The organism is Cellulomonas sp. plas2 (genome assembly GCF_057221735.1).
In genome coordinates this window covers 2320594-2340317 of the sequence record NZ_CM170155.1, presented here as the reverse complement: position 1 = coordinate 2340317, position 19724 = coordinate 2320594, and the positions used below count along the sequence as shown (strand labels likewise).

20 protein-coding genes are annotated in these 19724 nt (G+C 76.0%); all 20 read left to right on the top strand.

Annotated features, from left to right (window positions below; all coding sequences use genetic code 11):
• The first annotated feature begins 44 nt into the window (after positions 1 to 44).
• The 20 genes from murC (at position 45) to AC2TDM_RS10425 (ending at position 19657) form a co-directional block, all read left to right on the top strand.
• Positions 45 to 1502: a UDP-N-acetylmuramate--L-alanine ligase gene (gene murC, locus AC2TDM_RS10520; protein WP_484636440.1), complete on the top strand. Its 1458-nt coding sequence runs from the start codon at positions 45 to 47 to the stop codon at positions 1500 to 1502.
• Between the two features lie 245 nt (positions 1503 to 1747).
• Positions 1748 to 2530 carry a cell division protein FtsQ/DivIB gene (locus AC2TDM_RS10515; RefSeq protein ID WP_090030538.1) on the top strand — a complete coding sequence of 261 codons (783 nt, stop codon included), beginning with the start codon at positions 1748 to 1750 and terminating at the stop codon, positions 2528 to 2530.
• A gap of 147 nt (positions 2531 to 2677) precedes the next feature.
• Positions 2678 to 3958: a cell division protein FtsZ gene (ftsZ, locus tag AC2TDM_RS10510; protein ID WP_090030281.1), complete on the top strand. Its 1281-nt coding sequence runs from the start codon at positions 2678 to 2680 to the stop codon at positions 3956 to 3958.
• Positions 3959 to 3961: 3 nt separating this feature from the next.
• On the top strand, positions 3962 to 4813 hold the full coding sequence (locus tag AC2TDM_RS10505) for a purine nucleoside phosphorylase YfiH/LACC1 family protein (protein WP_484634572.1): 852 nt from the start codon (positions 3962 to 3964) through the stop codon (positions 4811 to 4813).
• 141 nt (positions 4814 to 4954) lie between these two features.
• Positions 4955 to 5437, top strand: coding sequence for a cell division protein SepF (locus tag AC2TDM_RS10500; RefSeq protein WP_090030285.1), 483 nt, complete (start codon positions 4955 to 4957; stop codon positions 5435 to 5437).
• Positions 5438 to 5439: 2 nt separating this feature from the next.
• Complete coding sequence (locus tag AC2TDM_RS10495; protein ID WP_090030287.1) at positions 5440 to 5733, top strand: YggT family protein; 294 nt, start codon at positions 5440 to 5442, stop codon at positions 5731 to 5733.
• 223 nt (positions 5734 to 5956) lie between these two features.
• Positions 5957 to 6712, top strand: coding sequence for a DivIVA domain-containing protein (locus AC2TDM_RS10490; RefSeq protein WP_090030539.1), 756 nt, complete (start codon positions 5957 to 5959; stop codon positions 6710 to 6712).
• A 160-nt stretch (positions 6713 to 6872) separates the two neighbouring features.
• On the top strand, positions 6873 to 7331 hold the full coding sequence (locus AC2TDM_RS10485; RefSeq protein WP_484634571.1) for a TraR/DksA family transcriptional regulator: 459 nt from the start codon (positions 6873 to 6875) through the stop codon (positions 7329 to 7331).
• Between the two features lie 113 nt (positions 7332 to 7444).
• A complete protein-coding gene (locus AC2TDM_RS10480; protein WP_484634570.1) occupies positions 7445 to 8062 on the top strand; it encodes a signal peptidase II in 618 nt (205 codons plus the stop codon).
• Positions 8059 to 9006, top strand: coding sequence for an RluA family pseudouridine synthase (locus AC2TDM_RS10475; RefSeq protein WP_090030291.1), 948 nt, complete (start codon positions 8059 to 8061; stop codon positions 9004 to 9006). The genes AC2TDM_RS10480 and AC2TDM_RS10475 overlap by 4 nt, the downstream gene beginning before the upstream one ends.
• Before the next feature lie 97 nt (positions 9007 to 9103).
• Positions 9104 to 12649, top strand: a complete 3546-nt coding sequence (gene dnaE, locus AC2TDM_RS10470; RefSeq protein WP_484634569.1) for a DNA polymerase III subunit alpha — start codon at positions 9104 to 9106, stop codon at positions 12647 to 12649.
• Between the two features lie 73 nt (positions 12650 to 12722).
• Complete coding sequence (locus AC2TDM_RS10465) at positions 12723 to 13067, top strand: ArsR/SmtB family transcription factor (protein ID WP_484634568.1); 345 nt, start codon at positions 12723 to 12725, stop codon at positions 13065 to 13067.
• Entirely contained in the window at positions 13064 to 13624 is a 561-nt protein-coding gene (locus AC2TDM_RS10460; RefSeq protein ID WP_484634567.1) for an SRPBCC family protein, read from the top strand. The genes AC2TDM_RS10465 and AC2TDM_RS10460 overlap by 4 nt, the downstream gene beginning before the upstream one ends.
• Before the next feature lie 66 nt (positions 13625 to 13690).
• Positions 13691 to 15013 (top strand): histidinol dehydrogenase, encoded by a 1323-nt coding sequence (gene hisD, locus AC2TDM_RS10455; RefSeq protein WP_484634566.1) that lies wholly within the window; start codon positions 13691 to 13693, stop codon positions 15011 to 15013.
• Positions 15014 to 15036: 23 nt separating this feature from the next.
• Positions 15037 to 16161, top strand: a complete 1125-nt coding sequence (locus AC2TDM_RS10450; protein ID WP_484634565.1) for a histidinol-phosphate transaminase — start codon at positions 15037 to 15039, stop codon at positions 16159 to 16161.
• Positions 16158 to 16772, top strand: a complete 615-nt coding sequence (hisB, locus tag AC2TDM_RS10445) for an imidazoleglycerol-phosphate dehydratase HisB (protein ID WP_484634564.1) — start codon at positions 16158 to 16160, stop codon at positions 16770 to 16772. The genes AC2TDM_RS10450 and hisB overlap by 4 nt, the downstream gene beginning before the upstream one ends.
• Positions 16769 to 17401 carry a hypothetical protein gene (locus tag AC2TDM_RS10440; protein ID WP_484634563.1) on the top strand — a complete coding sequence of 211 codons (633 nt, stop codon included), beginning with the start codon at positions 16769 to 16771 and terminating at the stop codon, positions 17399 to 17401. The genes hisB and AC2TDM_RS10440 overlap by 4 nt, the downstream gene beginning before the upstream one ends.
• 9 nt (positions 17402 to 17410) lie before the next feature.
• Entirely contained in the window at positions 17411 to 18058 is a 648-nt protein-coding gene (hisH, locus tag AC2TDM_RS10435) for an imidazole glycerol phosphate synthase subunit HisH (RefSeq protein ID WP_090030305.1), read from the top strand.
• Positions 18059 to 18176: 118 nt separating this feature from the next.
• On the top strand, positions 18177 to 18914 hold the full coding sequence (gene priA, locus AC2TDM_RS10430; protein WP_090030307.1) for a bifunctional 1-(5-phosphoribosyl)-5-((5-phosphoribosylamino)methylideneamino)imidazole-4-carboxamide isomerase/phosphoribosylanthranilate isomerase PriA: 738 nt from the start codon (positions 18177 to 18179) through the stop codon (positions 18912 to 18914).
• Positions 18911 to 19657 carry an SseB family protein gene (locus AC2TDM_RS10425; RefSeq protein WP_484634562.1) on the top strand — a complete coding sequence of 249 codons (747 nt, stop codon included), beginning with the start codon at positions 18911 to 18913 and terminating at the stop codon, positions 19655 to 19657. The genes priA and AC2TDM_RS10425 overlap by 4 nt, the downstream gene beginning before the upstream one ends.
• The last annotated feature ends 67 nt before the right edge of the window (positions 19658 to 19724 follow it).

Genomic DNA, 19724 nt, shown 5'->3' with positions numbered 1-19724 from the left:
GCGCGCTGGGCCGCACGCACCTCGTCGGCGTCGGCGGGGTCGGCATGTCGGCGGTCGCGGGCCTGCTCGCCGCGCGCGGGGTGCCGACCTCGGGCTGCGACGCGAAGGAGGGGCCCGCCCTGGCAGTCCTGCGGGACGCCGGGGTCGCCGTGCACGTCGGGCACGCGGCCGCGCACGCCGACGACGCGGACACGCTCGTCGTCACCTCCGCCGTGCGCGCCGACCACCCGGAGCTCGCGCGGGCGCGGGCGCTCGGCCGGCGCGTCCTGCACCGGTCGGAGGCCCTGGCCGCCCTCATGGCGGACCGGGACGCCGTGGCCGTCGCCGGCGCGCACGGCAAGACCACGACGTCGGCGATGGTCGCCGCCGCGCTGGTGGCCGCCGGTGCGGACCCGTCGTTCGCCATCGGGGGCACGGTGCTGGCGGCCGACGGCCCCCTCGGCGGCAGCCGCGAGGGCGCCGGACCGGTGTTCGTCGCAGAGGCGGACGAGTCCGACGGGTCCTTCCTCGCCTACGCCCCCCTCGTCGCGGTCGTCACCAACGTCGAGCCGGACCACCTCGACCACTACGGGACGCGGGAGGCGTTCGAGGACGCCTTCGTCGCGTTCGCGGGCAGGGTCCGCGACGGCGGGCTGCTCGTCGCGTGCGCCGACGACCCGGGGTCCGCCGCGCTCGTCGCCCGCACGCGCGAAGCCCTCGCGACCCGCGGCGCCGAGGTCGCCACGTACGGCATCGACGAGGGCGGCGCGGCCACCGACGGCGCGGCCACCGACGGCGCAGCCACCGGGGAGCCGGACGTCGCCGTGCAGCCCGGCGCGGCACGCACGGTCGACGGCGCACGCCGCTGGCCGGTGCGGCTCACCGACCGGCGCGACGGCACGGTGGTGGAGCTCTTCCTGGCGGTGCCCGGGGTCCACAACGCGCTGGACGCGGCCGCCGCGTGGTGCGCGCTGCGCCGCGTCGGCGTCGCCCCGGAGGCGGCGGCGGCCGGTCTCGGGTCCTTCCGCGGGACGGGCCGCCGCTTCGAGGACCGCGGCAGCGCCGGCGGCGTGCGCGTCGTCGACGACTACGCCCACCACCCCACCGAGGTCGCGGCGCTCCTGCGGGCGGCCCGCGCCGAGGCGGGGGACGGGCGCGTCCTCGCGCTCTTCCAGCCGCACCTGTTCTCCCGCACGCGGACCTTCGCGGAGGAGTTCGGGCAGGCCTTCGACCTGGCCGACGTCGTCGTGGTCACCGACGTCTACGCGGCCCGCGAGGCGCCCGACCCGACGGTGACCGGTGCCCTCGTCGCCGACGCGGTGCCGACGCCCGGACGCGCCGCCTTCGTCGCCGACCGGACCGCCGCCGCGTTCGCCGTGGCCGCCGCCGCGCGGCCGGGAGACCTGCTGCTGACCGTCGGTGCGGGGGACGTCACCGAGCTCGCTCCCGTCGTGCTCGCGGCGCTCGCCGAGGGCACCGCTGCCGCCGACGGGGGCACGACGCACGGGCGGGGGACGGCGTGAGCCCGGCCCGGCCGCCACGCCCGCGGCCGGTGCCCGTGCGGACGGCCCCTCGTGCTCCCGCCCCGCCGGTCCCGCCCGCCCCGCCGGTCGCGACCGGCCCGCCGATCCTGCCCGCCCCGCCGATCCGGCCGCCGGCGCCGGCAGCCGCCCGGCCCGAGGCGCCCGCGTCCGCCGCGACCCGGGCTCCGGCGGGAGAGCGGCCGGGCGCGCCGGCCACGGTCCGGCCGCAGCCCCCGGCGCCGCAGGTGGTGGTCCCGCCGCCCCCGGCGCGCGGCCCGCGCCAACCGCCCGTCGTCTCCCCGCGGTCCGCCGCGAGGTTCGCCGAACGGGTCCGGCTGCGCCGCACCCTCGCGCGGCGGAAGGTCGCCGCGCTGGTCGGCGGCGTCGTCGCGCTGGCGGCGGTGGCATGGGTGCTGCTCTGGTCGCCCGTGCTCGCGCTCGACCCGGCCCGGGTGCGGGTCACGGGCGCGAGCACGGTCGTGGCCGTCGACCAGGTGGACGCCGTCGTCGCCGCGCGCAGCGGGGTCCCCCTCCCGCGGCTCGACACGGTCGCGCTGCGCGACGAGCTCCTCGACGTGCCCGGCGTGCGCGAGGTGCGCGTGCTGCGGCTGTGGCCGCACGGCCTGGCCGTGGAGCTCGTGGCGCGGCAGCCGGCGGCCGCCGTGCCCGAGGCCGACGGCGGGTTCGTCCTGCTCGACACCGACGGGGTCCAGGTCGGGCGCGTGGACGACGTGCCCGACGGCCTGCCGGTCGTCGACGTCCCCGTGGGCCGGCCGCGCGTCCTGGCCGCGGTCCTGCGCGTCCTCGAGGGGCTGCCCGCGGACCTGCTGGCCCAGGTCGCCGACGTCAGCGCCGGGACGGAGGACACCGTCCGCCTGGGCCTGCGGGACGGCGTCGCGGTGGAGTGGGGGAGCGCGGACGGCACGGCGCTGAAGGCGGCGGTGCTCGCCACGCTGCGGGCGTCGGCGGACGCGGCGGGCGTGACCGTCTACGACGTGTCGGCGCCCACGATGCCCATCACGCGCTGACGCGCGACCGATCGCCGACACGCGCGCGGCGGTCGTTGAACCCGGCGGGGGCCGCACCTAGCGTCACGGGCAGCAGCGCACCTGACATAACTCTAACCCTCCACCTGAAGGTGAGGGTTCACCGGACCCGGACGAGAGGCACCCCACGTGGCAGCTCCGCAGAACTACCTGGCGGTCATCAAGGTCGTCGGCATCGGCGGCGGCGGCGTCAACGCCGTCAACCGCATGATCGAGGTCGGCCTCAAGGGGGTCGAGTTCATCGCGATCAACACCGACGCCCAGGCCCTGCTCATGTCCGACGCGGACGTCAAGCTCGACGTCGGTCGCGAGCTGACCCGCGGTCTCGGCGCCGGTGCCGACCCCGAGGTGGGGCGCAAGGCCGCCGAGGACCACATGGAGGAGATCGAGGACGTCCTGCGCGGGGCGGACATGGTCTTCGTCACCGCGGGGGAGGGCGGCGGCACCGGCACGGGCGGCGCCCCCGTCGTCGCCCGGATCGCCCGCTCGCTCGGCGCCCTCACCATCGGTGTCGTCACGCGGCCGTTCACGTTCGAGGGGCGCCGCCGGGGCGTGCAGGCCGACACGGGCATCGACGCCCTGCGCGCCGAGGTCGACACGCTCATCGTCATCCCCAACGACCGCCTGCTGTCGATCTCCGACCGCTCGGTCTCGGTGCTCGACGCCTTCCACTCCGCCGACCAGGTGCTGCTGTCCGGCGTCCAGGGCATCACGGACCTGATCACCACGCCGGGTCTGATCAACCTCGACTTCGCCGACGTGAAGTCGGTCATGCAGGACGCGGGCTCGGCGCTCATGGGCATCGGCTTCGCCCGGGGCGACGACCGCGCGGTGCAGGCCGCGGAGATGGCGATCAGCTCCCCGCTGCTCGAGGCGAGCATCGACGGCGCCCACGGCGTGCTGCTGTCCATCCAGGGCGGCTCCGACCTCGGCCTCTTCGAGATCAACGAGGCCGCGCGTCTCGTGCACGAGGCGGCGCACCCCGAGGCCAACATCATCTTCGGCGCGGTCATCGACGACTCCCTCGGCGACGAGGTGCGCGTGACCGTCATCGCCGCCGGCTTCGACAGCGGCAGCCCCTCGGTCCGCGGCGACGCCCGCGCGCTCGGGCAGGTCAGCGGGTCGTCGGCCGCGCGGGCCCTGCCGTCGCCGCCGCCGGTGCCGCCGCGCCCGGTGCTGGAGGACCGCGAGGACATCGCGCGCACGGCCGCGCCGCTCGCCGCCCCGACGGGTGCGCCCACCACGCGGCCCGTCCCGGTGAGCCCCGCGCCGTCGGACGTCCCCGGCTTCCTCTCGCCGGAGCGCGAGCCGGTGCCGGTGACGGGCGCCCTCGAGGTGCCGCGCACGTTCACGGACGAGCCGCGCCGCCAGCGCGGCGACGACCTGGACGTGCCGGACTTCCTCAAGTAGCCGGTGGCACCCCTCACGTCGCGCCGGCCGGACGGGACGGGTGCGCCGGTCCCGCTGCGGCGGGTCGACCTCGGGCCGGGCGTCGTCGCCGCGTTCACGACGCGGCGTGGTGGCGTGAGCCGTCCCCCGTGGGACGCCCTCGACCTCGGCCTGCACGTGGGCGACGACCCCGCGGCCGTGCGCGAGAACCGGCGGCGGCTCGAGGGCGTGCTGGGGCTGCCCGTCTCGTGGGCCCGGCAGGTGCACGGCACGGCGGTGCTCGTCGTGCCGCCCGCCGGCGCCGCGACGGGCGCCGGCGCGGACGGCGACGGGCAGGACCACGAGCAGGGCCCCGGCCAGGACCACGGGCAGGGGGACGGGCCGGACGACCTCGGGGAGGCCGACGCGCTCCTCGTCGCGCACCCGGGGACGGCCGGGGCGGTGCTCGTGGCGGACTGCGTACCGGTCCTGCTGGCGGACGCGGCGGCGGGGGTCGCCGCGGCGGTGCACGTCGGGCGCCGCGGGCTCGTGGCCGGGGTGCTGGCGGCAGCGCTCGGTGCCATGACGGCGCGCGGCGCCCGGGACGACCGGGTGCGGGCCGCCCTCGGGCCGGCCGTCGCGGGGCGCTCCTACGAGGTGCCGGCCACCCTGCGCGAGGAGGTCGCCGACCTCGTGCCCGCGGCCGCCGCCACCACCGCGTGGGGCACGCCGGCGCTCGACCTGCCCGCGGGCGTGCGGGGCGTCCTGGCGGGCCTCGGGGTCACGTCCGTGGTGGACGTCGGGGTCGACACCTTCGCCGACGCCGACCAGTTCTCGTACCGCCGGGCCGGCGGCGGCGCGACCGGGCGCAGCGCCGGGGTCGTCGGGCTCGTGTGACGCCCGGGCGTGTCGTCCGGGGCGGTGCGGCCGCCCGTTGCTAGCGTCGGGCCCGGCAGGACGTGCGGGGCAGCAGCCGCGCGCCGGCCGTGCGGTGCACGACGCGGAGACGACGCGGGGACTCGACAGGAGAGGCTGGCCATGGCCGGAACGCTGCGCAAGACGATGCTGTACCTGGGGCTGGCGGACGACCGCGCCGAGGCGGACGGCTACGACGGCACCACCACCGACGAGACGGAGACGGACGTGGCTCACGAGCACGAGGCCCAGGTCACCCCGCTGCGGCGTGCGACGCCGGTGGCGGCCGTCGCCACGCCCGAGGCGCCCTCCCACGAGCTGCGGCGGATCACGACGATCCACCCGCGCTCCTACAACGACGCCCGCACCATCGGCGAGGCGTTCCGCGGCGGCACCCCCGTCATCATGAACCTCACCGACATGGACGACGCGGACGCCAAGCGCCTCGTCGACTTCTCCGCGGGCCTCATCTTCGGCCTGCACGGCGCGATCGAGCGCGTGACCAGCAAGGTCTTCCTGCTCAGCCCCGCCACGGTCGAGATCGCCGGCGAGGTGGCCGCGGCCGCCGACCCCGCGCCGCGGACCGGGTTCTTCAACCAGAGCTGACCGTGCGCCTCCTCTTCGGCCTGCTCTACCTGGTCGTCCTCGTCTACTTCCTCCTGCTGCTGGTCCGGCTCGTGCTGGACTGGGTCCAGATGCTCGCGCGGCAGTGGCGGCCCTCGGGGTTCGCCCTGGTCGTGGCGGAGCTGACGTACTCCGTGACGGACCCGCCGCTGCGTGCGCTGCGGCGGGTCCTGCCGCCGATCGGGTTCGGGGGCATCCGCCTCGACCTCGCCTTCACGGTGCTGTTCATCGCCTGCGTGGTCCTCATGGGGGTCCTGCGCGGCCTCGCGTTCTCGTAGGGGTGGTGCCGGCCCGTCCAGGGCCGGGCGCCACCAGCAGCAGACGGCGGTGGGGACGTGCCGGTCCCCGCCCGGGTGGTCCGGCACGTCCGGAGCGCCCGTCCACGGCCGGCGGGACGCCCCTGTGGCGTCCGGCCGGGACAAACTCCGCTACCGTGGCCCGAGGCGGTCGGTGGAATCCATAGCCGCCGGTCAGACCGTTCGACCGACAGAGGTGACGACGATGGCACTGCTGACCGCAGACGACGTCCTGAACAAGAAGTTCCAGGCGACCAAGTTCCGTGAGGGGTACGACCAGGACGAGGTCGACGACTTCCTGGACGAGGTCGTCTCGACCCTGCGGGAGCTGCAGGCCGAGAACGAGTCGCTGAAGGCGCGCCTCGCGGCCGCCGGCGAGGACCACGACGGCGTGGCGTCCTCGGCACCGGCCCCCGTCGCGGCGCCGGCCCCGGAGCCCGCCGCCGAGGCGGCGCCCGAGCCGGAGCCCGAGCCCGCGCCCGTCTCGGCGCCCGTGCCCCAGACGGCCCCGGCGGTCCCCGCCGTCGCCCCGGCGACCGGTGCCACGGCGACCGCGTCCGTGCCCGCCTCCGTGCCCGCCTCCGTGCCCGCCCCGGTGCAGGCCGCCGGCGGCCGCAACGACACGGAGTCGGCCACCGGCATGCTCGCGCTGGCCCAGAAGCTGCACGACGAGTACGTGCGCAACGGCCAGGAGGAGTCCGAGCGGCTCGTCGGCGACGCGAAGGCCCAGGCCACGCGCATCGTCCGCGAGGCCGAGGAGACGTCGCAGCGGACGCTCGGCCAGCTCGAGCAGGAGCGCTCGCTCCTCGAGCGCAAGATCGACGAGCTGCGGGTGTTCGAGCGGGACTACCGCACGCGCCTGAAGAGCTACCTCGAGAACCTGCTCGGGGACCTCGACAACCGGGCCAGCGCGCTGCCGCCCCGCGGCGGCCAGGGCGTCAGCGAGAACGCCGGCATCTGACGGACCGCGTCCGTCGCGGCTCCTGCCGCGCGCGCAGCACCACCAGCACGGCCACCAGCACGGCCACCAGCACGGCACGCCCGCACCGCGGGCGTGCCGTGTTGTGCGTCCGGCACCGCGGCAGTACGGTCACGGGACTTCGACGACAAGGGGGACGTGGATGCCCGACAACGCGCTGAGCAGCGCGACCGTGACGGACCTGGAGCCGGACCTCGACCGGCTGGCGGGGGAGCTGCTGGTCCGTGACGGCGAGGAGCCGTGGACCCCCGAGGAGCTGCGCGCCGTGGCCGCCGGGCTGACGTCCGACGTCGAGCGCCTCACCGAGGAGCTCGCCGCCGCCGACCAGGGGCTGTCGGAGCTGCTGCGCAACTCCGGCGACGGCGCGGGCGACGACCAGGCCGACTCCGGTTCGAGCGCCCTGGAGCGCGAGCACGAGCTGACCCTGGTCAACAACACGCGCGACCTGCTCGCCCAGACCCAGCACGCCCTCGGCCGGATGGCCAGGGGCACCTACGGCACGTGCGAGCAGTGCGGCCGTGCGATCGGCAAGGCACGCCTCGAGGCGTTCCCGCGCGCGACGCTCTGCGTCGAGGACAAGCAGCGCGAGGAGCGCCGCTGACCTGAGCGCGGCGCGCGTCCGCACAGGTCGCGCGCACGAGCACCGGACGGCCCCGTCCCGGTCCCGGCGAGGACCGCGGCGGGGTCGTCGTGCGTCTCACCTAGACTCCTGCGGTGCCCGACGCTCCCGACGCCGCCGACGACGCCCGCGCCACCACCCCGTCCGCGGCGGTGGACGGGGGCGCCACGGACCCGGTCGACGCGGACGGCGCCACGGCCGACGCGGCGACGGTGCCCCCGGCCCGTCGGCGGCGGCTGCTCGCCGGCCTCGTCGTCCTGGCCGCTGCGGTCCTCGCGGCCGACCAGCTGTCGAAGGCGTGGGCGCTGGACGCCCTGTCGACCTCGCAGCGCCGGCCCGTGCTGGGCGACCTGCTGGGGCTGCAGCTCGTCTTCAACCCGGGTGCCGCGCTGTCCATCGCGACGGGGCTGACGTGGGTGCTGACCCTCGTGGCGGTGGTCGTGGTGCTCGTCGTGGCGCGGGCGGCGCGCCGGATCGGCTCGGGCGCGTGGGCCGTCGCCCTGGGTCTGCTGCTCGGGGGCGCGCTGGGCAACCTCGGGGACCGGCTCTTCCGTCCGCCGGGCTTCGCGCGCGGGCACGTCGTGGACTTCCTCGCCTACGGCAACTTCTTCGTCGGCAACGTCGCCGACATCGCGATCGTCGCCGCCGCGGTGCTCGTCGTGCTGCTCGCGGTGCGGGGCACGGGGCTGGACGGCCGGCGGGCCGGGGCGTGAGCGGCGCCGGCGGCGAGGTCCGCGCCCTGCCCGTCCCGGACGGGCTCGCGGGCGAGCGGGTCGACGCCGCCCTCTCGCGCCTGCTGGGCCTGTCACGGACGCGGGCGGCGGAGCTCGCGGAGGCGGGCTCCGTGCTCGTCGACGGGCGCGCGGTCGGCAAGTCGGACCGGTTGCCGGGCGGCGCCTGGCTGGAGGTGGAGCTGCCGCCGGTGGCACCGGTGGCGGCCGCGGTGGTCGAGACACCGGTTCCGGGCATGCGCGTGGTCCACGACGACGACGACCTCGTGGTCGTGGACAAGCCCGTCGGCGTGGCCGCGCACCCGTCCCCGGGCTGGACCGGGCCGACGGTCGTCGGGGCGCTGGCGGCCGCGGGCTACCGCATCGCCACGTCCGGTGCGGCGGAGCGCCAGGGCGTGGTGCACCGGCTCGACGCGGGCACCTCGGGCCTCATGGTCGTCGCCAAGAGCGAGCACGCCTACACCGCCCTCAAGCGCGCCTTCAAGGAGCGCACGGTCGAGAAGGTGTACCACGCGCTCGCCCAGGGCCACCCGGAGCCGACGAGCGGCACCATCGACGCGCCCATCGGCAGGCACCCGAGCGCGGACTGGCGGTTCGCGGTCGTGGCCGACGGCAAGCCGTCGGTCACGCACTACGCCCTGCTCGAGATGCTGCCGGCCGCCTCCCTCCTCGAGGTGCACCTCGAGACGGGCCGCACGCACCAGATCCGCGTGCACCTCGCGGCGCTGCGGCACCCGCTCGTCGGGGACACGACGTACGGCGCGGACCCGGCCCTCGCGGCCCGGACGGGCCTGGCCCGGCAGTGGCTGCACGCGGTCCGCCTCGGGTTCGAGCACCCCGGGACCGGGACGTGGCTCGAGCTGGAGAGCACGTACCCCGACGACCTCGAGCACGCCCTCGAGGTGCTCGCGGCCGGCTGGCGCTGAGCGACGCGCCGACGACGCGCCGGGCCGGCGCGACACGCCCGCCGGGGTGTCGCGGGGCCCGCCGGGGGTGTCGGGGGCGCCGCCTAGGATGACCGCCATGGTGTCCGCGGGGAGCTCGACCGACGACTTCGTCCACCTCCACGTCCACACCGAGTTCTCCATGCTGGACGGCGCGGCGCGGGTCGACGACCTGTTCGCGGAGGCGCAGCGGCTGGGACAGCGGGCCGTCGCCATCACCGACCACGGCTACCTGTTCGGGGCCTTCGACTTCTGGAAGAAGAGCAAGGCCTACGGCATCAAGCCGATCATCGGCGTCGAGGCGTACGTGACCCCGGGGACCAGCCGGTTCGACCAGACGCGCGTGCGCTGGGGCGAGCAGCACCAGGCGTCGGACGACGTGTCGGCGCGTGGCGCGTACACGCACATGACGCTGCTGGCGCGCACCACCGCCGGCATGCACAACCTCTTCCGCATGTCCTCCCTGGCCTCGCTCGAGGGCCAGATGGGCAAGTGGCCGCGCATGGACCGCGAGCTGCTGAGCACCTACGCCGACGGCCTGATCGCGACGACGGGCTGCCCCTCGGGCGAGGTGCAGACCCGCCTGCGCCTGGGCCAGTGGGACGAGGCCGTGCGGGCCGCGGGGGAGCTGCAGGACCTCTTCGGCAAGGAGAACCTGTACGTCGAGCTCATGGACCACGGGCTGGAGATCGAGCGCCGGGTGGTCAAGGACCTGCGCCGCCTGGCCGAGGCGATCGGCGCCCCCGTCGTGGCGACGAACGACCTGCACTACACGAAGCACGAGGACAGCCACGCCCACGAGGTGCTGCTGTGCGTGCAGTCCGGCTCGACGCTGGCCGACCCCGACCGCTTCAAGTTCGACGCGGACCAGTTCTACCTGAAGTCCGCCGCGGAGATGCGGCGGGTGTGGTCCGAGGTGCCGGAGGCGTGCGACAACACGCTGCTCATCGCCGAGCAGTGCGACATCTCGTTCAACACCGAGGCCAACTTCATGCCGCGGTTCCCCACGCCCGAGGGGGAGGGCGAGGACTCCTGGTTCGTCAAGGAGGTCGAGCGGGGCCTGCAGCGCCGGTACGCGGGGGCCGTGCCCGACGACGTGCGCCGCCAGGCGGAGTACGAGACGGGCGTCATCACCAGCCTCGGCTTCTCCGGCTACTTCCTCGTCGTCGCGGACTTCATCAACTGGGCCAAGGCGCAGGGCATCCGCGTCGGCCCGGGCCGTGGCTCGGCCGCCGGCTCCATGGCCTCGTACGCCATGGGCATCACGGAGCTCGACCCGCTGCGCCACGGACTCATCTTCGAGCGCTTCCTCAATCCCGAGCGCGTGTCCTGGCCCGACGTCGACGTCGACTTCGACGAGCGCCGGCGCGGCGAGGTCATCCGCTACGTGACGGACAAGTACGGCGAGGACCGCGTCGCCCAGATCGTCACCTACGGATCCATCAAGGCCAAGCAGGCCCTCAAGGACGCATCCCGGGTGCTGGGCTTCCCCTTCGCGATGGGCGAGCGGCTGACGAAGGCCATGCCCCCGGCCGTCATGGGCAAGGACATCCCGCTGTCGGGGATCTTCGACACGGGGCACGAGCGGTACGCCGAGGCCGAGGAGTTCCGCCAGCTCGTCGCCACGGACCCGGACGTGGCCCGCGTCGTGGAGACCGCCCGCGGCCTGGAGAACCTCAAGCGCCAGTGGGGCGTGCACGCCGCCGGCGTCATCATGTCGAGCGAGCCGCTGCTGGACATCCTGCCCATCATGAAGCGCCCGCAGGACGGCGCGATCATCACGCAGTTCGACCAGCCGGGGTCCGAGGCGCTGGGCCTGATCAAGATGGACTTCCTCGGCCTGCGCAACCTGACGATCCTCGACGACGCGCTGGACAACATCGTCGCCAACGGCAAGCCGCCGCTGGACCTCGAGACCATCGGGCTCGAGGACGGGCCGACGTACGAGCTGCTGCAGCGCGGGGACACCCTGGGGGTGTTCCAGCTCGACGGCGGGCCCATGCGTGCCCTGCTGCGCCAGATGCGCCCCGACAACTTCGAGGACATCTCCGCGGTCATCGCCCTGTACCGCCCGGGACCGATGGGCATGAACTCCCACACGAACTACGCCCTGCGCAAGAACGGCCTGCAGGAGGTCGAGCCGATCCACCCCGAGCTCGCCGAGCCGCTCGAGGAGGTCGTGGGGATCACCCACGGCCTGATCGTCTACCAGGAGCAGGTGCAGAAGGCCGCCCAGGTCCTGGCGGGCTACAGCCTGGGCCAGGCCGACCTGCTGCGGCGCGCGATGGGCAAGAAGAAGAAGGAGATCCTCGACAAGGAGTTCGTGCCCTTCCAGGCGGGCATGCGCGAGCGGGGCTACTCCGACGGCGCCATCCAGGCGGTGTGGGACGTGCTCGTCCCCTTCGCCGGGTACGCGTTCAACAAGGCGCACTCGGCCGCGTACGGCGTCGTCTCCTACTGGACGGCCTACCTCAAGGCGAACTACCCGACCGAGTACATGGCGGCGCTGCTGACCAGCGTCCGCGACGACAAGGACAAGTCGGCGCTGTACCTCGGCGAGTGCCGTCGCATGGGCATCACCGTCCTGCCGCCGGACGTCAACGACTCCTCGGCGCTGTTCACGGCCGTCGGGCACGACATCCGGTTCGGGCTGACCGCGGTGCGCAACGTCGGCGCGAACGTCGTCGACGCGGTCGTCGCGACGCGGGAGGCCAAGGGCGCCTACACCTCGTTCACGGACTTCCTCGACAAGGTGCCCGCCGTCGTGTGCAACAAGCGCACGATCGAGTCGCTCATCAAGGCCGGGGCCTTCGACTCGCTCGGGCACAGCCGGCGCGCGCTGCTGCTCGTGCACGAGCAGGCGGTCGACTCCGTCATCGGGGTCAAGCGCAAGGAGGCGGAGGGGCAGTTCGACCTGTTCGCCGACGTCTTCGGCGGCGACGACGACGCGGGCGGCTTCTCCGTCACCGTGCCCGACGTGCCCGACTGGGACAAGAAGCAGCGTCTCGCCTTCGAGCGGGAGATGCTCGGCCTGTACGTGTCCGACCACCCGCTCTCCGGGCTGGAGCACGTGCTGGCCTCGGCGGCGGACGTCTCGGTCGCCTCGCTCATGGCCGACGAGCAGCGTCCCGACGGGTCGACGGTCGTCGTCGCCGGGCTCATCACGTCGCTGCAGCGCAAGATGTCCAAGCAGGGCAACCCGTGGGCGGCCGTGACGCTCGAGGACCTCGAGGGCGCCGTCGAGATCATGTTCTTCGGGGAGACGTACCTCGCCTACTCGACCGTCTTGGCCGAGGACGCGGTCGTCGTGGTGCGCGGACGCGTCCGCCGGCGCGACGACACCATGCAGCTGCAGGCCATGGAGGTGACGCTGCCCGACGTCTCGGCCACCCCCGACTCGCCGGTGGTGGTCTCGATGCCCGTCGCCCGGTGCACGCAGCCCGTCGTCGAGCGCCTGCGCGAGGTGCTGTCCACGCACCCGGGCGTCACCGAGGTCCACGTCCGCCTCACGCAGCCGGGCCGGGCGACGGTCATGCGCCTCGACGACACCTACCGCGTCGCCCGCGACCCGTCCCTGTACGGCGACCTCAAGGCCCTCCTGGGTCCGAGCTGCCTCGCCCGCTGACGCCCTCGGCAGGGGCACGGCCGCGCGTCGTATAACCCTTGCGTTATAGGAAAGGGGCGGGCAGGCTGGGGACGTGCACCCGCTGGACGCGCTCGGCGACCCCGTCCGCCGTCGCCTGCTGGAGCTGCTCGCCTCCGGCGAGCGGCCGGCGGGCGACCTGGCGGCCGCGGTCGGGGCCGAGTTCGGCATCTCCCAGCCCGCCACCTCCCGGCACCTGCGCGTCCTGCGCGAGGCCGGCGTGGTCAGTGTCACGGCGGCGGGACCCGTCCGCCTCTACGCGGTGCGGGCCGAGGCGCTCGACGAGGTCGGGGCCTGGGTCGAGCGGGTGCGCGGGCACTGGGCGCCGCGGCTGGACGCTCTCGCCACCGAGATCGCCCGGGGACGCCGCGCGCGCCGGGCAGGGGGAGGACCGCCATGACCACCACCGACGACGGCCCGCTCGGGGTGCTGCGCCCCGACGGGGACCGGACGGACGTCCGCTTCGAGCGCACCTACGCCACCGACCCGGCGGACCTGTGGGAGGCGCTGACGACGCCGGCCCGCCTCGCGCGCTGGCTCGGCCCGGTGACCGGGGACCTGCGCGAGGGCGGGCGGTACCACGTCGTGCTCGGCCCGGACCCCGACGACCACGCGGCGGGGGAGATCCGCACGTGCCGCGCGCCGGAGCACCTCCTCGTCGGCTGGACGTGGCCCGGGGAGGACCTCTCCCAGGTCGAGCTGCGCGTGACCGCCGACCCGGGTGGCGCCCGCCTCGTGCTCACCCACCACCGGCTGCCGTCGGTGTCCGCCGTCGGGTACGGCGCCGGGTGGCACGCGTACCTCGACGTGCTCGCCGGCTCGCTCGCCGACGCCACGGTGGACGCACCCGCGCACCAGGCGACCGAGGACGGCCCGGGCGGCACCGGAGGGGGCCTCACGTGGGACGAGCGCTTCACGGCGCTGCTGCCGCTGTACCGGGCCGCGTCGGGCGCCTGAGGCCGGGCCCGGGCGGGACCGGCCCCGATCGCGCTCCGGTCCTGCCCCGGTCAGTACCCTGGGGCCGTGATCTCCCGGATCGACCTGCGCGGCCGCACCCTGTCCCGTCGAGCCCTGCTCGAGACGCTCCCGCGGGCGGAGGTGGACGTCGAGCAGGCGGCCCAGCAGGTCGCCCCGCTGGTCGCGGACGTACGGGAGCGGGGGGCCGCGGCGCTGCGCGACCTCGCGGCGCGCTTCGACGGCGTCCGGCCGACGCACCTGCGGGTGCCGGCCGAGGCCTTCGCCGCGGCGTCGGAGGCGCTCGACCCGGCGGTGCGTGCCGCGCTGGAGGAGACCATCGCGCGCGTCCGGCGGGTCCACGCCGCCCAGCGGCCGGCGGACCTCACGGTCGACGTGGCGCCCGGGGCGCAGGTGCGCCAGCGCTGGCTGCCGGTCCGCCGCGTGGGGCTCTACGTGCCCGGCGGCCTGGCCGTGTACCCCTCGTCCGTCGTCATGAACGTGGTCGCCGCGCAGGAGGCGGGCGTCGGGTCGCTGGCCGTCGTGTCGCCCCCGCAGAAGGACCGCGACGGCCTGCCGGACCCGGTCGTGCTCGCCACCTGCGCGCTGCTCGGCGTCGACGAGGTCTACGCGGCCGGCGGGGCGCAGGCCGTCGCCCTGCTCGCGTACGGCGCCGCCGGCTCCGACGACGTCGACGGCGAGGTCCTGTGCGAGCCCGTCGACGTCATCACGGGTCCCGGCAACGTCTACGTCGCCGCCGCCAAGCGCCTCGTCCGCGGCGTGGTCGGCATCGACTCCGAGGCCGGCCCCACGGAGATCGCGATCCTCGCGGACGGCACCGCCGACGCCACCCACGTCGCCGCCGACCTCGTCTCGCAGGCCGAGCACGACCCGCTGGCCGCCGCCGTCCTCGTGACGACCAGCGTGGAGCTGGCCGGCGCGGTCGAGGCGCGGCTCGCGGACCGCGTCGAGGGCACGCGCAACGCGGCGCGGGTGCAGGTGGCGCTGTCGGGGCCGCAGAGCGCGATCGTGCTCGTCGACGACCTCGACGCCGGCCTGGAGGTCGTCAACGCCTACGGCGCCGAGCACCTGGAGATCCAGACCGCCGACGCCTCCGCCGTCGCCGACCGCGTCACCAGCGCGGGCGCGGTGTTCGTCGGGGCGTGGTCGCCGGTGTCGCTCGGGGACTACATGGCGGGCTCCAACCACGTGCTGCCCACGGGCGGCTGCGCGCACTTCTCGTCGGGCCTCGGCGTGCACTCCTTCCTGCGCGCGGTGCAGGTGGTCGAGTACGACCACGACGCGCTGGCCGCCGTCGCGGACCGGGTCGTGGCGCTGGCGGACGCCGAGGGCCTGCCCGCCCACGGCGAGGCCGTGCGCGCCCGGTTCTGACGCCCCGCCCTAGACTCGCCCCCGTGACCGACGCCCCCGCCCGCCCGCAGCGGGCGACGCTCCCGCTGCGGCCGGAGCTCGCCGGCCTCGAGCCGTACGGCGCACCGCAGCTCGACGTCCCGGTGCTGCTCAACGTCAACGAGAACCCCTACGCCCCCTCCGACGAGGTGGTCGCCGACATCGCGGCCGCCGTGGCGGAGGCGGCCCACGGCCTCAACCGCTACCCGGACCGGGAGGCGCTCGGGCTGCGCGCGGACCTGGCCGGCTACCTCGCCGTCGAGTCCGGCGTGCGCGTCGCGCCGGAGCAGGTGTGGGCCGCGAACGGGTCCAACGAGGTGATGCTGCACCTGCTGCAGGCCTTCGGCGGGCCGGGCCGGACGGCGCTGTCCTTCGCGCCGACGTACTCCATGTACCCCGAGTACGCGCGTGACACGGGTACGGCGTGGCAGGTCGGGCGCCGCGCGGAGGACTTCTCCGTCGACGCTGCGGCCGCGTGCGACCTCGTCGCCGAGGTCGCGCCGTCCGTGGTGCTGCTGGCCAGCCCGAACAACCCGACGGGCACCGCCCTGCCGCCCGCCACGCTGGAGGCGGTGCTCGGGGCGGCGGCGGACGTGCCGGGCGGCTGCGTCGTCGTCGTCGACGAGGCCTACGGGGAGTTCCGCCGTCGCGGCACCCCGTCGGCGCTGGCGCTCCTGGCCGAGCACCCGCACCTGGCCGTGAGTCGCACGATGTCCAAGGCGTTCGGCCTGGCGGGCGCCCGGGTGGGCTACCTGGCCGCGAGCACCGCGCTCGTCGACGCGCTGCGCGTCGTGCGCCTGCCGTACCACCTGTCCGCGGTGACGCAGGCGACGGCCCGCGCGGCGCTGCGGCACGCGCCCGCCCTCATGGCGCAGGTGGGCAGCCTGCGGCAGGAGCGCGACGACCTCGTCGCCTGGCTGCGCGCCCGCGGGCTGCGCGCCGCGGACTCCGACGCGAACTTCGTCCTGTTCGGCACGTTCCCGGACCGCCACGCGGTCTGGCAGGGGCTGCTGGACCGGGGCGTCCTCGTCCGGGAGACCGGGCCCGAGGGGTGGCTGCGGGTGTCGGTCGGCACGCCGCAGGAGACGGCGGCCTTCCGGGCCGCCCTGAGCGAGGTGGGCGGCCTGTGAGCGGCACGACCGGCGGGCGCACGGCCCGCGTCGAGCGGACGACGAGCGAGTCGAGCGTCGTCGTCGAGCTGGACCTGGACGGGCGGGGGCGCACCGACGTCGCCACGTCCGTGCCGTTCTACGACCACATGCTCACGGCGCTCGGCAAGCACTCGCTCATCGACCTCACCGTCCGCGCGACGGGGGACACCCACATCGACGCCCACCACACCGTGGAGGACGTCGCGATCACCCTCGGCCAGGCGCTGCGGATCGCCCTGGGGGACAAGGTGGGCATCTCCCGCTACGGGGACGCCACGGTCCCGCTCGACGAGGCCCTCGCGCACGCCGTGGTCGACGTCTCGGGACGGCCGTACCTCGTCCACTCGGGCGAGCCCGCCGGCCAGGAGCTGCACCTCATCGGCGGGCACTTCACGGGCTCGCTCACCCGGCACGTGCTCGAGTCGATCGCCCACCACGCCGCCTTCACCGTCCACGTGCGCGTCCTGGCCGGCCGCGACCCGCACCACGTCGTCGAGGCGCAGTTCAAGGCGCTGGCGCGGGCCCTGCGCGCCGCGGTCGCCCTCGACCCGCGCGTCGAGGGCGTCCCGTCGACGAAGGGCGCGCTGTGAGCGCCGCCGGCACGGCCCCCGACGAGGGCCGTCCCGACGAGGACCGCCCCGACGACGACGTGCTGGCCGCCCTCGAGGCCCAGTTCGCCGCGGACGCCGGCAGCCCGGACGACGGGCACGCCTCCGGCGACGCGGACGCTCCCGGTGATGACGACGCCCCCGCCGACGAGGAGCCCCTGACGCTGGCGTCGGCGCAGCCACGGCCGACCCGTGCGCTGGTGCTCACGCAGGTCGCCGCGGCCGCGCCGCTTGCGGCGGCGTGCGCGCTGGCGCAGGTCGACGCCGACGTGGTGCCCACGCCGGAGGGCGCGCTCGCCGTGCTGCGCGACCCGACCGCCGGCGGCGCCGGTGCCGCCGCGATCTCCCAGCTGCTGCGCACGGCCCCGGTGGTGCTGTTCGAGCGCCGCGCCTCGCAGATCAGCGCCCAGCAGTGGGTGGGCGGCGCCGTGCAGAAGGACGTCGAGGAGCCCGGCCTCCTGCTGGCCTACGCACCCTCGCAGCTCGAGGACCTGCTCGTCGCCGAGGCCGACGTCTCGGGCTTCGACGGCGTCGTGAGCAGTGTCGGCATGTCGCGGTTCAAGGCCATGGCGGTCCTCGCCCGTGCCGGCCGGCGCCGGCCCCGCGGGTAGCCTGGGGGCGTGAGCGCAGCCCCTTCCGTCGTCGTCCTGGACTACGGCTTCGGCAACGTCCGCTCGGCGGTCCGCGCGCTGGAGCGCGTGGGTGCCGAGGTCGAGCTGACCGCGGACAAGGCCGCGGCGCAGGAGGCCGACGGGCTCGTCGTCCCCGGCGTCGGCGCGTTCGCGGCGGTCATGGCCGGGCTGCGGCAGGTCGGCGGGGACCAGGTCGTCGACCGCCGCCTCGCGGGCGGCCGGCCCGTCCTCGGCATCTGCGTCGGCATGCAGGTCATGTTCGACGAGGGGGTCGAGCACGGCGTCCGCACGCCGGGCCTGGGGGAGTGGCCCGGCGTCGTCGAGCGGCTCGAGGCGCCCGTCGTCCCACACATGGGCTGGGCGGAGGTCCGGGCGCCCGAGGGGTCGACGCTCTTCGCCGGCCTCGAGGACCAGCGCTTCTACTTCGTGCACTCCTACGCCGCGCGCCGCTTTCCCCTGCACGACGAGCCGCGCGACACGCCGCTGGCGCCGCCGCTGGTCACGTGGTCCGAGCACGGCGAGCCCTTCGTCGCCGCCGTCGAGAACGGACCGCTGTCCGCCACGCAGTTCCACCCCGAGAAGTCGGGCGACGCGGGTGCCGCGCTGCTCGAGCGCTGGGTCGACGGCCTGCGCTGACACCGGCGCCCCGCGGTGCCCGCCCGCCGTGCACCCTCGGCCCACCCAGCCCGACCACCCCAGCCCGACCATCTCGCCCTCGCGACCGCGCGGGCACGAGCCCCGGAGGACCACCCGCATGACCCGTCTCGAGCTGCTGCCCGCCGTCGACGTCGCCGACGGGCAGGCGGTGCGCCTCGTCCAGGGCGAGGCGGGGTCCGAGACCTCCTACGGCGACCCCCTCGCGGCCGCGCTCGACTGGCAGGCCGGCGGGGCGGAGTGGGTGCACCTCGTCGACCTCGACGCCGCCTTCGGCCGCGGCTCGAACGCGGCGCAGCTCGCCGAGGTGACCGCGGAGCTGGTCCGGCGCGGCGTGCGCGTCGAGCTGTCCGGGGGCATCCGCGACGACGCGTCCCTCGAGCGCGCGCTGGCGACGGGCGCGACCCGCGTCAACCTCGGCACGGCGGCGCTCGAGGACCCCGCCTGGACCGCCGACGTCATCGCGCGGCACCGGGCGCAGGTCGCCGTCGGGCTCGACGTGCGCGGCACCACCCTGGCCGCCCGCGGCTGGACGCAGGAGGGCGGCGACCTGTGGGAGGTCCTCGCGCGCCTGGAGGACGCCGGGTGCGCCCGGTACGTCGTGACCGACGTGACGAAGGACGGCACGCTGCGCGGGCCCAACGTCGACCTGCTGCGGCAGGTGTGCGCCCGCACGGACGCGCCCGTGGTGGCGTCGGGCGGCATCTCCTCGCTCGACGACCTCGTCGCGCTGCGCGGGCTCGTCGACGAGGGGCTCGAGGGCGCGATCGTCGGCAAGGCGCTGTACGCCGGGGCCTTCACGCTGCCCGAGGCGCTCGACGTCGCCGGCCGTCCGTGAGCGGGCGGGCGCTGCCGCCGACGAGCCCCTTCGCCGGTGACGACGGGTCGCCGGACCCGGCGCTGGCGGCAGCGCTCGCCGCGCACGCGGCCGCCGAGCACGGTGATCTCGCCGCGGTCGTCGCCGCCCTGGCCGGCGCCCGCGTGCTCGTGCCCGTCCTGGCGCAGGTGGAGGTGGCGGGAGCCGTCGGACACGACGTCGGGGGGGCGGCCGTCGAGCTGGCCGTCGACAAGGAGGCGTCCGCGGGCGTGGTCGCCCTCCGCGTGCCCGACGGGCGGACGGCCCTGCCCGTCTTCTCCGGCACGGCGGCCATGACGGCCTGGCGCGCGAGCGCTCGCCCCGTCCCCACGCACGGCCCGAAGGCCGCGCTGTCGGCGGTGCACGAGGGCTGGGAGGTGCTCGTCGTCGACCCCGCCGGTCCCGTGGCCGCGGTCGTGCCGCGGCCGGCCGTCTGGGCGCTGGCCCAGGGACGGTCCTGGGCGCCGGCGGTCGTCGCCGGGGTCGTCGCGCCCGAGGTGGACACGGCGGTGCGCACCGCGCTCGCCGGGCTGCCGGCCGTCGTGGCCGTCGCGACGGCGCCGGGCGCCCGCGCCGAGGTCGCGGTGCACCTGGCGCTCGCCCCGGGCCTCGATCGCGCCGGCCTCGACGCGACGCTGGCGCGCGTGAACGCCGCCCTCGCGGCCGACGAGCTCGTCGCCGGACGGGTCGACTCCCTCGAGCTGCGGGTCCGCGCGGCGGCCTGAGCGCCGCCGGGCTCCCGGCGCCGCCAGGTCCTCCGCCAGTCCTCCGCGACCGTTGCCGCGGCTAGGA

Excerpts from the sequence above, each read along its gene's own strand:
- murC (WP_484636440.1), top strand. The coding sequence starts at position 45 with ATGTCGGCGGTCGCGGGCCTGCTCGCCGCGCGCGGGGTGCCGACCTCG.
- AC2TDM_RS10500 (WP_090030285.1), top strand. The coding sequence starts at position 4,955 with ATGGCCGGAACGCTGCGCAAGACGATGCTGTACCTGGGGCTGGCGGAC.
- AC2TDM_RS10490 (WP_090030539.1), top strand. The coding sequence starts at position 5,957 with ATGGCACTGCTGACCGCAGACGACGTCCTGAACAAGAAGTTCCAGGCG.
- AC2TDM_RS10485 (WP_484634571.1), top strand. The coding sequence starts at position 6,873 with ATGCCCGACAACGCGCTGAGCAGCGCGACCGTGACGGACCTGGAGCCG.
- dnaE (WP_484634569.1), top strand. The coding sequence starts at position 9,104 with ATGGTGTCCGCGGGGAGCTCGACCGACGACTTCGTCCACCTCCACGTC.
- AC2TDM_RS10460 (WP_484634567.1), top strand. The coding sequence starts at position 13,064 with ATGACCACCACCGACGACGGCCCGCTCGGGGTGCTGCGCCCCGACGGG.
- priA (WP_090030307.1), top strand. The coding sequence starts at position 18,177 with ATGACCCGTCTCGAGCTGCTGCCCGCCGTCGACGTCGCCGACGGGCAG.